This window comes from Devosia sp. Root436 (genome assembly GCF_001426345.1).
In the GTDB taxonomy this organism is placed as follows: domain Bacteria; phylum Pseudomonadota; class Alphaproteobacteria; order Rhizobiales; family Devosiaceae; genus Devosia.
In genome coordinates, this window is the sequence record NZ_LMEM01000009.1 from 671,041 (window position 1) to 685,572 (window position 14,532).

Here is a 14,532-nt window from a genome sequence, read left to right on the forward strand (position 1 = left end):
CCATGAAAATCCAGATCGCGATATCGGCGAGCGGCGACATCCATATCTGGACCGGGCATCACATGCCGCCAGCAGTGAACCTCGTCGATGTCGGTTTGGGCCGGGACGGCGGCATGCTCGTCATACCTGCCACCAGAGTCGGCCCGCTGCGCGAGCTACTAGGTACTGGGACGGTCGCCAACCAGGCCGGCGCACGGGACACGTCTCGGATCGAGAAGATTCTGAAAATGGCTGAGAGCTTGGTCGACGAGATTCAGGCCGAAGTCGACGGCGATCTCGATGACGAGCCGGAGTTCAAGATCTGAGGGGAAGGGACATTGAAGTTCAAAATTGCAGGAAATGTCGCTGCAGCCGACTGTGTCGCTAACGGGTACCCTGATCCGGATGTAAACCCCTGGGGCTGGTATGAAGCAGTAAAATTGAAAGTGGCCAGCCAGATTCAGGAAAGCGCACTGAATCTCGACGACGCTCGTCGCATCCTCGAAGTCGCCCTGGACCGCACGCTTTACCGCGCGCCGCCTACGCTGCCCTTCGCTGTGCCGGGCACGATTGAATACGAAATTTTGGAGGAGCTGGCGGCATGAGAACCCCCTCGATCTACTTCACATCAGACCATCATTTTGGCCACAGAGCCATCATCGAGATGTGCGCCAGGCCGTTCGACGACGTCGACGCGATGGACCGCGCCATGATCCAAGCGTGGAACAGTATAGTGCAGCCGCACGACACTGTCTGGCACTTGGGAGATTTCGCCCATCGCTGCTCAGTCGAGCGGACGGAATCTATCTTCAAGATGCTCAACGGCACCAAAAATCTGATCCTCGGAAACCACGACCGGCAGGCGACTACCCGGCTACCGTGGGCATGGCGGGGCGATTTCAAGCACCTCGTCTTAGACGACGTGCAGGTCAATCTCTCGCACTACGGCATGCGCGTGTGGCCTGGTCTGCACCGTGGCTCGATCATGCTCTACGGGCACAGCCACAGCACTCTTCCAGGCGCCAGGAATACGATAGACGTTGGCGTCGACAACACGGGATTCGTCCCGCAAACGCTGGCGCAGCTCCGATCAAGGATGGCCTTGCTGCCGCGCCTTGCGTTCGATGTCGGTCGTCCCCTCGGGGAGCACGACGACGATGACGAGATGGGGCTCGACAGCGACGAGGGGGTCACGCCATGAGTGCTACCAACTCAATGCTGCCTGTGGCAGACTTGGGGTGGGTTACGGCCTGTCTGCATTTTGGTTGAAACTGCGCAGAAGCGGACTCAATTCGGCTAGTGTTTCTTCGGCTTCCAGCCAAGCAGCCGCATGGCATTCGCCGTCACCAGGACAGTTGCGCCGGTATCGGCAAGGATAGCGGGCCATAGCCCAGTGATCCCAACGATGGTCGTCACCAGGAACACGGCTTTCAGCCCCAGGGCGATAACAATGTTCTGGGTAATGTTGGACATCGTGGTCTTTGACAGATCGATCATCGCCGGGATGTCGGCAACGCGTCCGTGTAGGACTGCCGCGTCAGCGGTTTCCAGCGCCACGTCCGTGCCACCTCCCATGGCGATCCCGATGTCGGCTGCAGCGAGCGCCGGTGCGTCGTTGATGCCGTCGCCTACCTTGGCCACGACCTGACCGGCCGACTGCATTTCCCGAACGATCCGCTGCTTGTCCTCTGGCATCAGCTCGGCCTTGACCTCGATGCCGAGCCCGGCGCCGATCGCCGTGGCCGTGCGGCGGTTGTCGCCGGTCAGCATAACGGTGGCGATCCCGGCATCCCGCAACGCCTTCAATCCAGCCGCGGCATCCGGGCGGGCCTCGTCTCGGATCGCGAACAGCCCGGCGATCTGGCCGTTGGCCAGCAGTACAGAAACTGTCTTGCCTTCGTCGTTGAATGCGCCGATGCGAGAGGTCATGTCCTCGGGGATGGCTGCCGTTTCCGCGGCGGCGGACGGCGATGCCAGCAGGACCAGGACGCCACCGACATTCCCGGACACGCCCTTGCCGGTGAGCGCCTTGGCGCCGAAGGCAGGCGGTACAGGTGCCTTGGCCTCCTTGGCCTTCGCCAGGATCGCCACCGCAAGGGGATGCGACGATCCGCTCTCGAGTGCGGCGGCCGTGGAGAGGAGCTGCGTCTCGGTGCGGCCCACCACCACGATGTCGGTGACCACGGGCTTGCCCGCCGTCAGCGTGCCAGTCTTGTCGAATGCGACGGCGGTGATCTTCCGCAAGCCCTCCAGCACGGCGCCGCCCTTGAGCAGTAGGCCGCGGCGTGCGCCTGCCGACAGTCCGGCGGCGATGGCAGCTGGTGTCGAGATCACCAGGGCGCAAGGGCAGCCGATCAGCAGGACGGCCAGCCCCTTGTAGATCCACTCGTTCCAGTCCCATCCCAGCACCAGGGGCGGCACGATGGCAACCAGCGCACCCACGACCAGGACGCCCGGCGTGTAGATCTTGGAAAACCGATCAATGAAACGTTCTGTCGGAGCCTTGCTCTCCTGGGCTTGCTCCACCAGCTTGACGACCCGAGCGATGGTATTGTCGGCAGCGGCGGCGGTGACCTTCACGCGCAGCACGGCATCGGTATTGATGGTGCCGGCGAACACGGGGTCTCCCGCACCCTTGCGTTTGGGCACGCTCTCGCCGGTGACCGGGGCCTCGTCGATCGAGCTGTTGCCTTCCATGATATCGCCATCGGCGGCGATACGGTCACCTGGCCGGATCAACAAGATATTGCCGATGGCCAGGGCGTCGGCTTGGATCTCTTCTGTCTGGCCGTTGCGTTCCACCAGCGCGGTCTTTGGCACCAGGTCCGTCAGGCTCCGGATGCTGGCCCGCGCCCGGCCGGCGGCAACGCCCTCGAGGAGTTCGCCGACCAGGAAGAGGAGCACCACGGTGGCCGCTTCTTCCGTGGCTCCGATGAACACGGCGCCGATGGCGGCGATGCTCATCAAAGTTTCGATCGAGAACGGCGTCCCGTGCAGGGCGCCGGTGATGGCGCGACGCCCAATTGGCACCAGGCCGACCAGAAGCGCCGCCAGGAAAGCCCAGTGCCCGATTTCCGGCAGAACCTGGCCGATCAGGTAGGCCGCGACCAGCGCGAGCCCGCAAGCCCAGGTCAGCACGGCCTTGCGGATCTTCCACCACGGTCCGTCGCCGAGTTCGAAATGATCGTCGTGATCGGCGCTGGTTTCCGCAGGAGCTTCGGCGGGCGCGGCGGTGTAGCCGACCGCCTTCACGGCATTCCGGATGGCAGCGAGGGGAACGCCGGTGTGGGTGACAGTCATGGACTGAGCCGTGTACGAAGCCCCGACTTCCATTACGCCGGGCACGCGCGAGACGGCGTTCTCCACCTTGCTGGCGCAGTTGGCGCAGTCCATGCCGCCGACGCGGAACTTGGTGACGATGGCTTCGGTCATGATGGGTCTTCCTTATGAGTCGACCCGATGCTAATCCCTCTAGTCGCTAGAGCATCAAGAGGTATTCCGATGAATTTTCCGATCGGCGAACTTTCGAAGCGAAGCGGCGTCAAGGTGCCTACTATCCGGTTTTATGAACAGATCGGACTGCTGCCGGAACCGCCCCGCACGGAAAGCAACCAGCGCCGCTATGGCAAGCCCGAGGCCGACCGGCTTATCTTCATACGGCATTCCCGCGAACTCGGGTTCGAGGTTGAGGACATCAAGGCCTTGCTGGCGATGACGTCGGAGCCGCAGGCTTCCTGCCACCAGGCTGACAGTATCGCCCGCAGCCACCTGTCGGAAATTGATCGCCGCATCGCCAGCTTGCAGGCGCTAAAGGGCGAGCTCACGCGGATGATCGAGGAATGCGGGCATGGCCGGATCTGCGATTGCCGGATAATCGAGGCACTGGCCGATCATGGCCATTGCGCGTCGGATCACTCGAGGGCTTAAGACGAGGCGGCTAGGTCCTTGAACACCACGCAGTCGCGTCCCGGCCCGCCACAGCAAACAGCGTCGCCCTGGGCGACGAAGCGCTGCATGCTGCGTTCGAGCGCCTTGAGCTCGGTCAGCTTCGCCTGGACCTCCTTGAGGTGACCGCGGGCAATGTCGCCGACTTCCTTGCAATCCTTGTCGGCGCTGATCGACAGGCCTGCAAGCAGACGCACCTGGTCAATCCCGAAGCCGAAGTCTCGGCATCGTCGAATGAAGGTCAGTCGCTCCAGGTCATCGGCGCCGTAGACCCGCTGTCCGCTCTCGCTGCGGTCAGGTGCCGGCAGGAGGCCGATCTCTTCGTAGTATCGGATGGTCGGGGTGTTGACGCCCGCCGCCTTTGCGAGTTTCCCGATCGTCAGCATCTCATCCTCGCTTTCGCTCTTGCCCTTCAAGCTACTTGAAGGATTATAGGTCTGTCCATCTCACCGAAAGGAGATCGACATGCCCATAATCAACCAGTCCGACGCGTGCTGCTCCAGCTGCGCCTCTGCCGCCAACGACACCGCCCTTGCTATCGCCTGCAGCCTGGGTGCCAGCGACTTTAAGGAACGGGTTGCAGGCATCCGCGAGCTTGCGTCCCGGCACCTGCTCTCCAGCCGCCGTGAACCGCTGCGGCTGCACCTGACCTACGGCGCCGCGGCACTGCCAGAGGTGCAAGACCTGGTGGCCAAGGAGGCCGACTGCTGCGCTTTCCTGGAGTTCGACCTGCGTGCGGGCGACCGGGTGGAGCTGACGATCACGGCTCCGGAGAGTGCCGCCTTGGCAGCTGACGAACTGTTCGCCCATTTCGCCCCGGAACTCGCGAGGTCCGCAGCATGAACCCGAACGCCAAGAAAGGCATAGTCGCCACCGCCGGCGTCGTGGCAGCCTGCGCGGCCTGCTGCGCCGTCCCGATCGTGGCTGCCAGCGGGGTGGCCGTCGTTGCCGGACCGGTCGGCATCGTGGCCGTCCTGCTCACCGGTGTCGGCGGACTGTGGGCGTGGTTGCGAGGACGTGCTAAGCGCCAGCAGACCTGAGACGGAGACAGCCATGCCCATCGTAGTGACCACGGGATTGATCTATGCCGGGGCCGCGCTGGCAGAGATCGTTGGATGCTTCGCGTTCTGGGCATGGCTCCGTCAGGGACAGTCGCCGATCTGGGTGGCCGCAGGAATCCCCGCGCTGATCGCCTTCGCCTGGATGCTTACCCTGGCACCGTCCGAGCACGCCGGTCGGGCATATGCGGCCTATGGTGGCGTCTATATCGTGGCGTCGCTGCTCTGGCTCTGGGTGGCAGAAGGGCACGCGCCGGACCGCTGGGATCTGATCGGCGGCGCATTGGCGCTAGTGGCGGCAGGGATCATCTTGTTTGCTCCAAGAAGCTAGATGCCGTGCGACGTGGGAAAAGCTGGTACTCGACGTCCGCTTTTGGCGATTGGCTCCGGTGGACTAGACGGCTTGTATGGGGTCGGAAGGGGCCGTTACGTCTCGCCATCTGTAAAATGACGGCTAAAAGGAATACCATTTCACAATTCTAACAGCGAAAACAGCTTCCTACCGGACACCGTCTATGGTTTCCGTCACAAGGGTCGCGGCGGCTGACAGGATGGTTATTGCCTCAACTTGGTCCTGGGTTAACTTCATTGCCGCGCAGGCGGCTGGCAGGAACATGATCGGTCTTATCGAGGACATCGCCTTGCTGCCGCTGCGACCTGGTCAATCCGCTTTTGGAAGCTAACTCTACTTAGCTTCGCTTTCCATGTATTGGTAGTATGGTGCTGGGCACTATGCGTTAACGTCCGCTTATCGCGTATCGATTTGGGCGGTACGACAATGGTGCATGCAAAGCGAAGCTAAGTGCAGTTAGCTTCCGAAAGACGACGTGATACGCTCCAGAAAACAGGGGGCATCATGTTCGGATTATTCAAAAGCAAGAAGCCGGCAGAACCTGCCACAGGCGTGGCTGCACTCATGCAGATATTCGAGGATCTCAGCGCCAAGGTCGAGGCAGCCTATGTAGACGTGAAGAAGTTCAGTCGTCCGGAGATTAGCTTCTTCGCGATGTCCGCTATCTCGGTCTATATCCAGGCTGGTGACGTGCCGGAAAATATCGAGCAGGAACTGCTGACGCAGTTCACCGAGCGGGCCCTTGCTTCCATGCTGGTCAGGCTCCCGCCGCCGGCGAGCAGCGATATGCTCTACTCTGTCTTCGTTACGCGGTTTGGCGAATACGCGGAACTCATTGCCCACCTCGCCGGCGCCAGCGAAGCAAACCACCATCGGGACGCTGTTTTCGCATTGATGTCCGCGCTGGATAAGAACGCCAAGGTCGAAGCGGACGCAGTAATGGCCATGATGAGGGGCTTGAAGATAGGGATGCCGCTCACGCATGCGGAATTGAATGTCCGGGATGCAGTCATCGCTTACCAGTCTCATGCGCGTCCCTGAAACAGGCACGGCGGCCCGGGAGCGAGAGCGGTTGATTTCGCATCTCCAGCAGAGGTTGGCCTATTTCCGATCGATACCGACAGCTCGCCGAGAAGCAGAGTGCGCTGACGAAGGCGAGTGCGACTGCATCGCACTGCTTCGTGAGAAGGGTATGGATGTTTCCTAGACTGATCGCCTGCACGCTTATACTTGCTGTCACTCCTGGGCAAGCTCAGGAACTGGAGAAGGACCGCCAGGAACAGCTTTGCGCCGGCATGCAGATCAACCGATACCTGCCCAACGATACCTACGTCGATTGCATCTCGGACGACTACGCCATCGAAGTCGACTTCTCGAACAAGTGGGCCGAGGCCATCGGGCAATCGCTCATGTACGCAGCTGAGCTAGAGCGGCTTCCCGGCATCATCCTGATCTGTCGCGCGGGTGAGGACGAGAGCAACTGCTTGAAGCACGGCTATCACATCGAGCAGACCGTCAACTGGTGGCGGATACCGATGACGGTGTGGCATTGCGGCGCCGATGACGTGCACCTGGCCGACTGCCGCCGGGTCGAATACATGCAAGAGTAGCCCGGCTTCAACCGCCGCCGGCGAACCCGCGCGCCGCGGCGCCGATCAGCTGGCCAATGGTTTCCGCGATGACGGCCTGGCCGGCAGTTGACCCCGCACCGGCGGCTATCGTCTTCAGCTGCGTGCCGACTGCACCCTTATCGGTAGGCATGGCGTGACCAATGGCGTCCATGGCCTTGCTCGTCAGGTGCACGCCGTACGCTTCCCCCTCGCTGTCTTGGCTGAAATGCACGAAGCCTTCGTTCTTCAGCCATAGGAACAGGTCGTCGAAAAGCTCCGCTTCATCGCCAAGGTCGGGACCGACCCCGCACTGTACAGACAAGTCCATCCCGTTGAAGTCCAGCCTGCGTGGCCATGCCTCGGACAGCTGCCCCAGCGCATAGAGCGTCCACGTCTTGCCGATCTCGTTGTTGGTCAGGCTCATGTCCCCTCCGGAGGCGCTTTAGGTTGCCCAGGTGCACTATATAGCTCGTCGCGCCAATAATTGTATCCGTCGTACCCCGGCGGGCCTGCGGACCTTCAGCATCCCGACATCGGAGTTGGACGGTACCGCTGCCGAACCCGCCAAAAACCAGAGCTCTCGCATCGCGGGCACCTGCCGCCAAACAGGTCTTCGAGGAACAAGTCCGGGTGGTAGGTCTCCACCAAGTCGCTGGCGAGGTAGATCTGCCATCGCCGACAAAGATCGCACCTCCAGACCAATAGCAGCCCTTCGCCGGCGGCTTGGCCAAGACTAGGCCTGTAGAACTCGCGGCTGGGTGGGCTGTTAGTCAATCTGGCTGATCGCCAATGGGCCTTTGTCGATGTTCACGGCCACCTTTTAGGGCACGGACAATCGGTAGCAGTCAGTCTCCAGGTTGAACTCCGCAAAACGGAAGCCCTCGCGCCAGATCGCCCAGGCATCTGCTTCCGTGAGTGCCAGTTTTTCCGGTACACGGCCCTTCGCTTCCGTCAGAAACCATGCCATCGCCGCCTCCAGTTTGTTCTTTATATGTTCTAGGTTCGAACTGGGATAAGAGTCCATAGGGCTGTCGATCACGTCGCTGCATCGGCTACACTTGACGACTAGAATTTTCGAGATTCGGACCGCATGGCGTTCTTCGAGTACCAGCCGACCAGCACGATCTACCAGTACACATCGGCTGAAGGCTTCGAGGCCATCGTTGCCGGCAAGAAGCTATGGTTCTCCGACGTCATAGCGGCGAACGATCCGCGCGAGATCAAGCTAGGCCAGCAGCACTTCCTGGAGGCCGTGAAGTCGATCAAGGACAACGAGGTCGACGGGGTCACCAGCCAGGCGCTGCACGCCTTTGCGGCGCGGTTGATGAAGTACCAGCGCGAGAGCACCTGCTTCACCTGCTGCTTCACCATGAACGCCGACAACCTGCCGATGTGGGGGTCGTATGGTGCCAACTACACTGGCCTGGCCATAGGCTTCCGACCGACCGCCCTGGCCGCTGTGCCGGCCCGGGTGCAACGGGTCAATTACCTGGACGAGGAGACACCGGCGGGCTTCAAGGAACTTGCCCTGCAGGTTGCGCTGGACCTGCTGCGGCCAGGGGCAGATGCCGAGCTCTTTGCCACAGTCAGGGCGTTCGCCGGAGTTACCGCCCTCAAGCATGACACCTGGTCCCATGAGCGCGAGATCCGGATGATTTACAACCAGCGCCACATGAAGCCGGATTCCCGCGAGCCCATAACCTTCCTTACTGCGGAACACCCGGACGGGCAGATGGTGGAGTGGCGCGAACCCTTCGTTCGGGAGGTGAATGGGCGGGAAGTGAAGTACGTCGAATTCCCCTTCGGACGCTACAGCTCCGGCGCCATCGACCCTCGCAAAGCCATCGCCACGGTGGTCATGGGGCCGAATTGCAAGCTCGGGCGCGAAGAGGTCGAAGCCCTGCTGGTCGGCAACGCGTTCTTCGATTTCAAGATCGTGGCTTCGGACTGCCAGATCCGCTGACTGTTTCCCCCACTGATTTCCCCCATTGTCGTGGTGAAGTTAGTGGGGAACTCCCGTAAATTTGTGGGGGATATCAAACCATTGAAATCGTTTGTTTTTCTGAAAAATGATGGGCGATGCCCATAATTTCCAACCCCGAAATCGTGGGGGAAGAAATCGGGTAACCGAGTTTTCACCCTCCACTTGCTGCCGTGGAGCCGTCCGGTATCGCAGCGAGGCGCCAGCATGACAGACGCCGCTGCATTCCTGGGGATGAGCCAGGTGACCTATGAACGGGTCTACCGCAAAATCTCGCCGACGCTCCGGGGACCGGGATTCGTGTCGCCGCCGATCTGGCTGATCTTCGATCCGAAGTACCATCCGAGTGAAATCGTGGTCGACGATGGCGGCTGGCTGGAGGAGGCTGCCTAGACTTCGTCGTCTGGGTCGATGTCGCCGTCGATCAGCGTCAACCCGTGCATGCCCTGGCCGCTGATTGTCTCCCAGACTTCGATCTGCGCCGCCGCCAGGAGTTCATGCCATATCTGGTCGGTGTCGTCGTAGGCCATCGTCATGAACTCAGGATTGACCATCGCTTCCCATTCGGTCTCCTTGCGCTGAAGCTTGTATGCCTCGTCATAGGTGCCAACGAAGATCTCGTTGTCGGCGTAGGTCCGGGGCTTGCCGTGCGCCAACGTGTTCCGCAGTTTCTTCAGCGGGCCCACGGTTGAATAGGGCCGCGCCTCCATGTTCGGCGTCAGACCGAATAGCTCGAGCAGCGTCGTAAGCTTGTCGTCGAGGTTCTTTCCCCGCCACTTCGGCACATTCTTCGTCATCCCGAGGAAGTTGAGGTTCGCCTCGAACGCGAAGGCCGTCATCGTCAGCGTGGCCATCATCTCCAGGAAGATGCCGTCTCGGTCATCGTTTGCCAGACGCTCGAGCACCCGCTTCTTGAAGTAGTGCGCGGTGTTCGACAGGTCGTTGTGGATGTTGTCCACTATTTCCCGCTCGATCAGCACCCGCATTTTCCGCTGTGGCTTATCGTCTGTCATCGCAGCCTCCCTGAACGGATGTTCTCATAGGCCACGTTTCGCCCATGTAACACCGGGAACAAAATGACACTATGAAATAGTAGTATTCCATCATGACACGGTGTAACCCCAGCGAAACGGGCACTCCGAAAATTCGGTCGGGTAACCCTATATCCTTGCGCTGCCTTGCCAGCGGTGCCGACGACCTGCCAGAAATGGTGCGGTCTCCGGGCCGATGCATAACCATCAGCTCCAGCTCAGGCTGTCGAAATATGTCGGTCGGATCTGGATCGAGGTGAGAGATGGTCTACCGCGCGTGGATGCAAGACGCTGAGACGGTCGGCTTTCGACCCCATCTAGGTCGTAACGAGCTATATTAGCTGCTCCTAAAAGCAGCCGTCATTTGAATGAGCTGAGTACATAGGCACGATGATGAAACGCCGCTATGTTACCTCACGGTTGCGCAGTTGATGTGGTCAATCACAGGGGAGGCGCATGGTCTTCGGACTTTTCACGAAGGGTAAGAAACTCGCCAACGCAGTTGCCGATCAAGTGGGCATTAAGCGCGATCTTTTCGACACGGCGCTGTTGGAGATGGGTGTTTCCTGGATGACATGGAAATCATTTGAGGACAGCGCCTTAACCCCAAGGATGTTGGCCGATGAAATCCGTCCCCAAGTCGTTCAAGGGCTGAACGTCTTGAAGCAGAAATTCGGTGATTTGGATGAGATTACAAAAGCGATCAACAAAGTGAGCCAAGATGACCTCATGATGGATATTGAGGCCATGAAGATAGCGAAGGAGAAGATGCTGGTCGAACCTGTCTTGGCTGAGACTGACCGCGACGGCAGCCCTCGAAGCGCAGTGGAAGCCCAACGCGATGCCGCGTTTAGCGATTGGATTGAGTTTCGGCAAATTCCTGGCGGAATGGATGCCGCTCGTGTCCTAAGCTGCGTCTGGGCTAATGTCGCGGAACGAGCACAGACCGTCCCCGATATTGCATATATGGTCAACATACCACTTGAACGGACGGAAATCGCGTGCAGGTCCCTCAAGGTCACTGGCACCATGGTGTTTGGGACAGGACGAGACGGCCAAGAGTACCTGAAGCTGAATGACGTAGGTATGTCGGCAGGCAAGCAAATCAGCCGCCAGTGGATGTCGATAACCAGACTCTATCCTCTCCCCTAGGTCGGCACCTGCTTGGTCTGATCAAATGATCGCGCGGCTTTAGCGTGGGCAATACACAGCGGGTATAGCCGTCTGCTTTGAACGTACACCACTCAAAAGCCGCCGTTCCGCTCACCACCCCATTCGGGCCACTCCGCTGTTGCCATCGCGACCCGGTAGAAGCGGACGTCAGGAGCTTTGGCCACATCTTCGTTCGCGGCTTCGACGCTCTCGAACTCAGTTACGTCCGGACGATAGATTGCCCGCGCGTCGGGAGTATCGAGCAGGCCCATAATTCGATCACGACCCCCTGTCGTCCAGGTCGCTGCCAGGAAGGCCGCGTTGCAAGATGCGGACAGACTCCTCGACCAAGTCGGACGGGGTAATGTTCGGAATCATCATTTCGCCCTCACCGCATTTCGCCCTCACCGCTTCGGGCCAACATCATCCTGTCGCGCTGGGCAGGAGCTGCCGGCGGTGTGGGATGGGCCGCACACGATGGATATCGCCGTTCCGCTCGCGAACGAATACGTTAGGGAATACGGGTACCCGACATCGAGAGCAGTCAGCTGTGGGACTCGGCGTAGGGCAAACTTCAAACGGGGATCGGTCATGAATAGGCGCCAGGCATGAGCGAAAGTTATCCTCTGACTTTCAACGACGAGGACCTGCGGCTCTATGAGAAGCTAGACGCCGCGGCACGTGACCTGCACGACTCGATGGCATACGGCGCTTTCATCATGAAGAAGGGCTGGAAGGCGAAACCCTGGAGTCGCGGCTCGATCTACCTGCAACAGTCCGCATTCGTCACCAGCATGATCGTGTCCTACGTCCGCGCCTTTTCGACGAGTTTCGGCTGGCCGAAACTGCCTCCCGCCTACGTGGATGCCTTCGACGAAACGGAGAAGGCCTTGCACGAACGGATCGTCACGCAACGCAACCAGCTTTACGCCCACACGGATTCGGTCAGTTACCCGGTCAAACCGTGGGCCTCCGAGATCCACTCGGACATCATCCAATTCCGGGTCCTGGAGTTGCCCTATGACGACATCCTGAAGCTCGCGGAAATGTGCCGGAAGATCGTGCATCTCTGCAAGGTCGACCAGAAAGCTATCAAGGACCGTTATCTCTAGCGGCACTCGGGCAACTCGTCCCATCGGGTGGTAAACCGCGGCGATCGCATCTCAAACTTCGTCGTGAACGCGCTTCTCGCCGCGATGCCCACCGCCGCTGGTACGACCGTAGCCCGGCCCCAACGCCGATTCGCCTCGTCCATCGCCGCCATTACCTTCGACGCCCGATCGTGGTCCAAGTTGTCGAACAACGCCCGTTGCGGGATCGGCGGCGGCATCAGGTCCTGGGTGATGATGCCAGCCTTACTGTACCGGTAACCCGACTTCCACAAGGCGTCGACGGCGCGCCTGGCCGCCTTGATCAGGGTCAGGGTGTCGTTGGTCGCCTCGGGGATGTCGACGGTCATAGAGACGTTGCGCTGCGGCTCGTCGTCGTTGAACTGGCTGGTGTGCATGAAGACGGTCACGTGATCCGTGGCCAGCCCGTGCCGGCGGAGCTTCTCTCCCAGGCGGGTCGCATAGTCGGCAACGGCCTGTTCCATTTCGACCTTTGTCGTCACGCGGCTGCCGAACGACCTGGTCACTGCGCATCCCTTTCTCTGCGGCGCCACGGTCTCCAGGGCGATACAGGGTCGTCCATTGAGTTCGTGGATGATCCGCTCGCCGACGACGGTCATGATCTGCCTGGCAAGCTTGGGGTCCATGTCCCGGAGCTGGCCGGCGAACCGGATGTTCAATGCCGCGAGTTTGAGTTGGCTTGCCCGCCCGATGCCCCAGACGTCCCCGACAGGGAAGTCGGCCATGACGTGGGTTTGCTCCGCCGGATCGGAGAGGTCCAGGACCCCTCCGGGCAGCTTCTTGGCGGCCTTGTTGGCCAGCTTGGCCAGGGTCTTCGTCGGACCGATGCCGACGCATGTGGGGATGCCGGTCCACTGCCGCGTCGTCGAGCGCAGGTCGCTGGCCCAGGCAGTCCGGTCTTTCACCGGCAGCCGGCTGACGTCGATGAAGCTCTCGTCGATCGAGTAGATCTCCACGTCCGGGGAGAACGTGTCATAGATCGCGTTCATCCGCCGGCTCATGTCGCCATACAGGGCGTAGTTCGATGAGAACACGGCCACCTTGCTGTCCCGGCACAGGTCGCGGATCTGGAACATCGGCTGGCCCATCTTGATCCCGAGGGCTTTCGCCTCCGCGGTTCGGGCGACCGCGCACCCATCGTTATTAGATAGGACGATGACCGGTCGCCGCTCGAGCTTGGCGTCGAAGACCCGCTCGCAGGAACAATAAAAGCTGTTGCCGTCGATCAGGGCCAGCGCGCTCATTTCTTGAGGTCGCGGATGGTCGCGGTGACGACGCCCCAGATGCTGACCTCCATGCCATCGGCGATCGTATGGGCCGGCAACTTGGCGTTCTCGTTGTGGAGGACCATCACCCCGCCGCGGCGGTTCAGGCGCTTCAATGTCGGTTCGCCGTCGATGATCGCCAGGACAATGGAGCGGTGCTTGGGCTGGAGGCTGCGGTCGACCACGACCACGTCGCCCGGGAAAATCTTCACGTCGATCATGCAATCGCCGACGACGCGCCACAGGAAGGTCGCGGTCGGATTCTGGACCAGCACTTGGTTGAGGTCGATCATCTCCTCGATGAAGTCGTCCGCTGGGCTCGGGAACCCCGCGTGGACGGACTGGCCGACGAGCGGGATCTCGAGGTGGATGAGGGTCGACAGCGGGACCGGCATACCTCCCGGCGCCATGACAACACGACTGATCCGCATGCTTCGACTCCCCGGCGACGACGGCACCAAGGCTGCGATATAGGCATGAACAAACAGCGAACGGAAGGCACGATAGCGGCGGCGCCTGAATCTCGTTACCTTGCGCCTGGGGATAAGAGGAAAGACGATGGCGAAGATCGCATGGGGACGCGGGTTCTTCCGCGCCTGGATGTTGTTGGCAATCCTCTGGGTCGTCGGCGCCGGCATGATCGGTTGGGGTACTGTGATGGCTCCCTACGTCCGGGACATCGTCGTGACGGCGCCTAACGATCCGACAAAACCAGCCGAGATATTCTTCGAATTCAGCGACCAGCACGAAGCCCTCGACGACGCGGTGAAATCTGGCATTGCCGTGGAGAACCCGGTGCGCCCGGACGTGACGCTGTTCACCGCCAAGACGCTGCCGGCAGATCAGCTGACGGCCCGGCTCGCGGAGGCGCGCGTGCTCGTCGACGATTACTACCAGCGCGAGACGACGGCGAAGCGCAGCGCGGCGATCCCCACTGCCCTGTCAGCGGTGTTCATCCCGCCGTTGGTGCTCCTACTCTTGGGCTGGGCCATCGGGTGGGTGCTGTCCGGCTTCCGGAAGGCTGCATGA

General features: G+C 60.9%; 22 protein-coding genes. 14 read left to right on the forward strand and 8 right to left on the reverse strand.

The genetic code is table 11. The features are described 5' to 3' along the window. Positions 1 to 2: 2 nt before the first annotated feature. The 3 genes from ASD04_RS08175 to ASD04_RS08180 are packed head-to-tail and all read left to right on the forward strand — an operon-like array spanning position 3 to position 1,180. The gene (locus tag ASD04_RS08175; RefSeq protein ID WP_056255202.1) at positions 3 to 305 is read left to right on the forward strand and encodes a hypothetical protein; all 303 of its coding nucleotides are present in this window, start codon (positions 3 to 5) and stop codon (positions 303 to 305) included. A 12-nt stretch (positions 306 to 317) separates the two neighbouring features. Continuing rightward, positions 318 to 584, forward strand: coding sequence for a hypothetical protein (locus ASD04_RS19385; protein ID WP_156461164.1), 267 nt, complete (start codon positions 318 to 320; stop codon positions 582 to 584). Beyond that, positions 581 to 1,180: a metallophosphoesterase gene (locus ASD04_RS08180; protein WP_082531073.1), complete on the forward strand. Its 600-nt coding sequence runs from the start codon at positions 581 to 583 to the stop codon at positions 1,178 to 1,180. The genes ASD04_RS19385 and ASD04_RS08180 overlap by 4 nt, the downstream gene beginning before the upstream one ends. A gap of 95 nt (positions 1,181 to 1,275) precedes the next feature. Here the strand turns inward: ASD04_RS08180 and ASD04_RS08185 are convergent, their stop codons facing one another. Next, positions 1,276 to 3,411 (reverse strand): heavy metal translocating P-type ATPase, encoded by a 2,136-nt coding sequence (locus ASD04_RS08185; RefSeq protein WP_056255206.1) that lies wholly within the window; start codon positions 3,409 to 3,411, stop codon positions 1,276 to 1,278. Between the two features lie 69 nt (positions 3,412 to 3,480). On the opposite strand from ASD04_RS08185, the gene ASD04_RS08190 reads away from it, so the two are divergent. Beyond that, positions 3,481 to 3,906, forward strand: a complete 426-nt coding sequence (locus ASD04_RS08190) for a helix-turn-helix domain-containing protein (protein WP_056255209.1) — start codon at positions 3,481 to 3,483, stop codon at positions 3,904 to 3,906. Here the strand turns inward: ASD04_RS08190 and ASD04_RS08195 are convergent. Further along, on the reverse strand, positions 3,903 to 4,310 hold the full coding sequence (locus ASD04_RS08195; RefSeq protein WP_056255496.1) for a helix-turn-helix domain-containing protein: 408 nt from the start codon (positions 4,308 to 4,310) through the stop codon (positions 3,903 to 3,905). The two genes, ASD04_RS08190 and ASD04_RS08195, sit on opposite strands and share 4 nt — an antisense overlap. Positions 4,311 to 4,389: 79 nt before the next feature. Here ASD04_RS08195 and ASD04_RS08200 point away from each other — a divergent pair, with 79 nt between their 5' ends. From ASD04_RS08200 to ASD04_RS08220, 5 genes are all read left to right on the forward strand, one after another. Next, positions 4,390 to 4,767 (forward strand): hypothetical protein, encoded by a 378-nt coding sequence (locus ASD04_RS08200; RefSeq protein WP_082531074.1) that lies wholly within the window; start codon positions 4,390 to 4,392, stop codon positions 4,765 to 4,767. Then, positions 4,764 to 4,964: a hypothetical protein gene (locus ASD04_RS08205; RefSeq protein WP_056255213.1), complete on the forward strand. Its 201-nt coding sequence runs from the start codon at positions 4,764 to 4,766 to the stop codon at positions 4,962 to 4,964. Before ASD04_RS08200 ends, ASD04_RS08205 begins: the two co-directional genes overlap by 4 nt. Before the next feature lie 13 nt (positions 4,965 to 4,977). After that, positions 4,978 to 5,313: a YnfA family protein gene (locus ASD04_RS08210; RefSeq protein WP_200940244.1), complete on the forward strand. Its 336-nt coding sequence runs from the start codon at positions 4,978 to 4,980 to the stop codon at positions 5,311 to 5,313. Positions 5,314 to 5,838: 525 nt separating this feature from the next. Further along, positions 5,839 to 6,375: a hypothetical protein gene (locus ASD04_RS08215; protein ID WP_156461165.1), complete on the forward strand. Its 537-nt coding sequence runs from the start codon at positions 5,839 to 5,841 to the stop codon at positions 6,373 to 6,375. Positions 6,376 to 6,530: 155 nt separating this feature from the next. Next, complete coding sequence (locus tag ASD04_RS08220; RefSeq protein WP_082531075.1) at positions 6,531 to 6,944, forward strand: hypothetical protein; 414 nt, start codon at positions 6,531 to 6,533, stop codon at positions 6,942 to 6,944. Positions 6,945 to 6,951: 7 nt separating this feature from the next. On the opposite strand, the gene ASD04_RS08225 is transcribed toward ASD04_RS08220, so the two are convergent. Both ASD04_RS08225 and ASD04_RS19390 read right to left on the reverse strand, forming a co-directional pair. Next, complete coding sequence (locus ASD04_RS08225) at positions 6,952 to 7,368, reverse strand: hypothetical protein (protein WP_056255219.1); 417 nt, start codon at positions 7,366 to 7,368, stop codon at positions 6,952 to 6,954. A gap of 396 nt (positions 7,369 to 7,764) precedes the next feature. After that, a complete protein-coding gene (locus tag ASD04_RS19390) occupies positions 7,765 to 7,911 on the reverse strand; it encodes a hypothetical protein (protein ID WP_156461166.1) in 147 nt (48 codons plus the stop codon). Positions 7,912 to 8,034: 123 nt separating this feature from the next. Between ASD04_RS19390 and ASD04_RS08230 the strand changes: the two genes are divergently transcribed. After that, entirely contained in the window at positions 8,035 to 8,907 is an 873-nt protein-coding gene (locus ASD04_RS08230; RefSeq protein WP_056255222.1) for a DUF2971 domain-containing protein, read from the forward strand. Positions 8,908 to 9,132: 225 nt separating this feature from the next. Further along, complete coding sequence (locus ASD04_RS08235) at positions 9,133 to 9,318, forward strand: hypothetical protein (RefSeq protein ID WP_056255225.1); 186 nt, start codon at positions 9,133 to 9,135, stop codon at positions 9,316 to 9,318. Here the strand turns inward: ASD04_RS08235 and ASD04_RS08240 are convergent. After that, entirely contained in the window at positions 9,315 to 9,938 is a 624-nt protein-coding gene (locus tag ASD04_RS08240) for a hypothetical protein (protein WP_156461167.1), read from the reverse strand. The genes ASD04_RS08235 and ASD04_RS08240 overlap by 4 nt on opposite strands. A 474-nt stretch (positions 9,939 to 10,412) precedes the next feature. Here ASD04_RS08240 and ASD04_RS08245 point away from each other — a divergent pair, with 474 nt between their 5' ends. Next, the gene (locus ASD04_RS08245) at positions 10,413 to 11,108 is read left to right on the forward strand and encodes a hypothetical protein (RefSeq protein ID WP_056255230.1); all 696 of its coding nucleotides are present in this window, start codon (positions 10,413 to 10,415) and stop codon (positions 11,106 to 11,108) included. Positions 11,109 to 11,200: 92 nt separating this feature from the next. On the opposite strand, the gene ASD04_RS08250 is transcribed toward ASD04_RS08245, so the two are convergent. Then, complete coding sequence (locus tag ASD04_RS08250) at positions 11,201 to 11,380, reverse strand: hypothetical protein (RefSeq protein ID WP_056255233.1); 180 nt, start codon at positions 11,378 to 11,380, stop codon at positions 11,201 to 11,203. 336 nt (positions 11,381 to 11,716) lie between these two features. Between ASD04_RS08250 and ASD04_RS08255 the strand changes: the two genes are divergently transcribed. Beyond that, positions 11,717 to 12,220 (forward strand): hypothetical protein, encoded by a 504-nt coding sequence (locus tag ASD04_RS08255; protein WP_056255236.1) that lies wholly within the window; start codon positions 11,717 to 11,719, stop codon positions 12,218 to 12,220. Here the strand turns inward: ASD04_RS08255 and ASD04_RS08260 are convergent. Then, on the reverse strand, positions 12,217 to 13,482 hold the full coding sequence (locus ASD04_RS08260) for a Y-family DNA polymerase (RefSeq protein ID WP_056255239.1): 1,266 nt from the start codon (positions 13,480 to 13,482) through the stop codon (positions 12,217 to 12,219). The two genes, ASD04_RS08255 and ASD04_RS08260, sit on opposite strands and share 4 nt — an antisense overlap. After that, positions 13,479 to 13,934, reverse strand: coding sequence for a translesion error-prone DNA polymerase V autoproteolytic subunit (gene umuD / locus ASD04_RS08265; protein WP_244488274.1), 456 nt, complete (start codon positions 13,932 to 13,934; stop codon positions 13,479 to 13,481). Before umuD ends, ASD04_RS08260 begins: the two co-directional genes overlap by 4 nt. 127 nt (positions 13,935 to 14,061) lie before the next feature. Between umuD and ASD04_RS08270 the strand changes: the two genes are divergently transcribed. Then, entirely contained in the window at positions 14,062 to 14,532 is a 471-nt protein-coding gene (locus ASD04_RS08270; protein WP_056255244.1) for a hypothetical protein, read from the forward strand.

Coding starts and splice junctions, on each gene's coding strand:
- ASD04_RS08175 (WP_056255202.1), top strand. CDS start 3: ATGAAAATCCAGATCGCGATATCGGCGAGCGGCGACATCCATATCTGG.
- ASD04_RS08180 (WP_082531073.1), top strand. CDS start 581: ATGAGAACCCCCTCGATCTACTTCACATCAGACCATCATTTTGGCCAC.
- ASD04_RS08185 (WP_056255206.1), bottom strand. CDS start 3,411: ATGACCGAAGCCATCGTCACCAAGTTCCGCGTCGGCGGCATGGACTGC.
- ASD04_RS08190 (WP_056255209.1), top strand. CDS start 3,481: ATGAATTTTCCGATCGGCGAACTTTCGAAGCGAAGCGGCGTCAAGGTG.
- ASD04_RS08195 (WP_056255496.1), bottom strand. CDS start 4,310: ATGCTGACGATCGGGAAACTCGCAAAGGCGGCGGGCGTCAACACCCCG.
- ASD04_RS08200 (WP_082531074.1), top strand. CDS start 4,390: ATGCCCATAATCAACCAGTCCGACGCGTGCTGCTCCAGCTGCGCCTCT.
- ASD04_RS08205 (WP_056255213.1), top strand. CDS start 4,764: ATGAACCCGAACGCCAAGAAAGGCATAGTCGCCACCGCCGGCGTCGTG.
- ASD04_RS08210 (WP_200940244.1), top strand. CDS start 4,978: ATGCCCATCGTAGTGACCACGGGATTGATCTATGCCGGGGCCGCGCTG.
- ASD04_RS08215 (WP_156461165.1), top strand. CDS start 5,839: ATGTTCGGATTATTCAAAAGCAAGAAGCCGGCAGAACCTGCCACAGGC.
- ASD04_RS08220 (WP_082531075.1), top strand. CDS start 6,531: ATGTTTCCTAGACTGATCGCCTGCACGCTTATACTTGCTGTCACTCCT.
- ASD04_RS08225 (WP_056255219.1), bottom strand. CDS start 7,368: ATGAGCCTGACCAACAACGAGATCGGCAAGACGTGGACGCTCTATGCG.
- ASD04_RS19390 (WP_156461166.1), bottom strand. CDS start 7,911: ATGGCATGGTTTCTGACGGAAGCGAAGGGCCGTGTACCGGAAAAACTG.
- ASD04_RS08230 (WP_056255222.1), top strand. CDS start 8,035: ATGGCGTTCTTCGAGTACCAGCCGACCAGCACGATCTACCAGTACACA.
- ASD04_RS08235 (WP_056255225.1), top strand. CDS start 9,133: ATGACAGACGCCGCTGCATTCCTGGGGATGAGCCAGGTGACCTATGAA.
- ASD04_RS08240 (WP_156461167.1), bottom strand. CDS start 9,938: ATGACAGACGATAAGCCACAGCGGAAAATGCGGGTGCTGATCGAGCGG.
- ASD04_RS08245 (WP_056255230.1), top strand. CDS start 10,413: ATGGTCTTCGGACTTTTCACGAAGGGTAAGAAACTCGCCAACGCAGTT.
- ASD04_RS08250 (WP_056255233.1), bottom strand. CDS start 11,380: ATGGGCCTGCTCGATACTCCCGACGCGCGGGCAATCTATCGTCCGGAC.
- ASD04_RS08255 (WP_056255236.1), top strand. CDS start 11,717: ATGAGCGAAAGTTATCCTCTGACTTTCAACGACGAGGACCTGCGGCTC.
- ASD04_RS08260 (WP_056255239.1), bottom strand. CDS start 13,482: ATGAGCGCGCTGGCCCTGATCGACGGCAACAGCTTTTATTGTTCCTGC.
- umuD (WP_244488274.1), bottom strand. CDS start 13,934: ATGCGGATCAGTCGTGTTGTCATGGCGCCGGGAGGTATGCCGGTCCCG.
- ASD04_RS08270 (WP_056255244.1), top strand. CDS start 14,062: ATGGCGAAGATCGCATGGGGACGCGGGTTCTTCCGCGCCTGGATGTTG.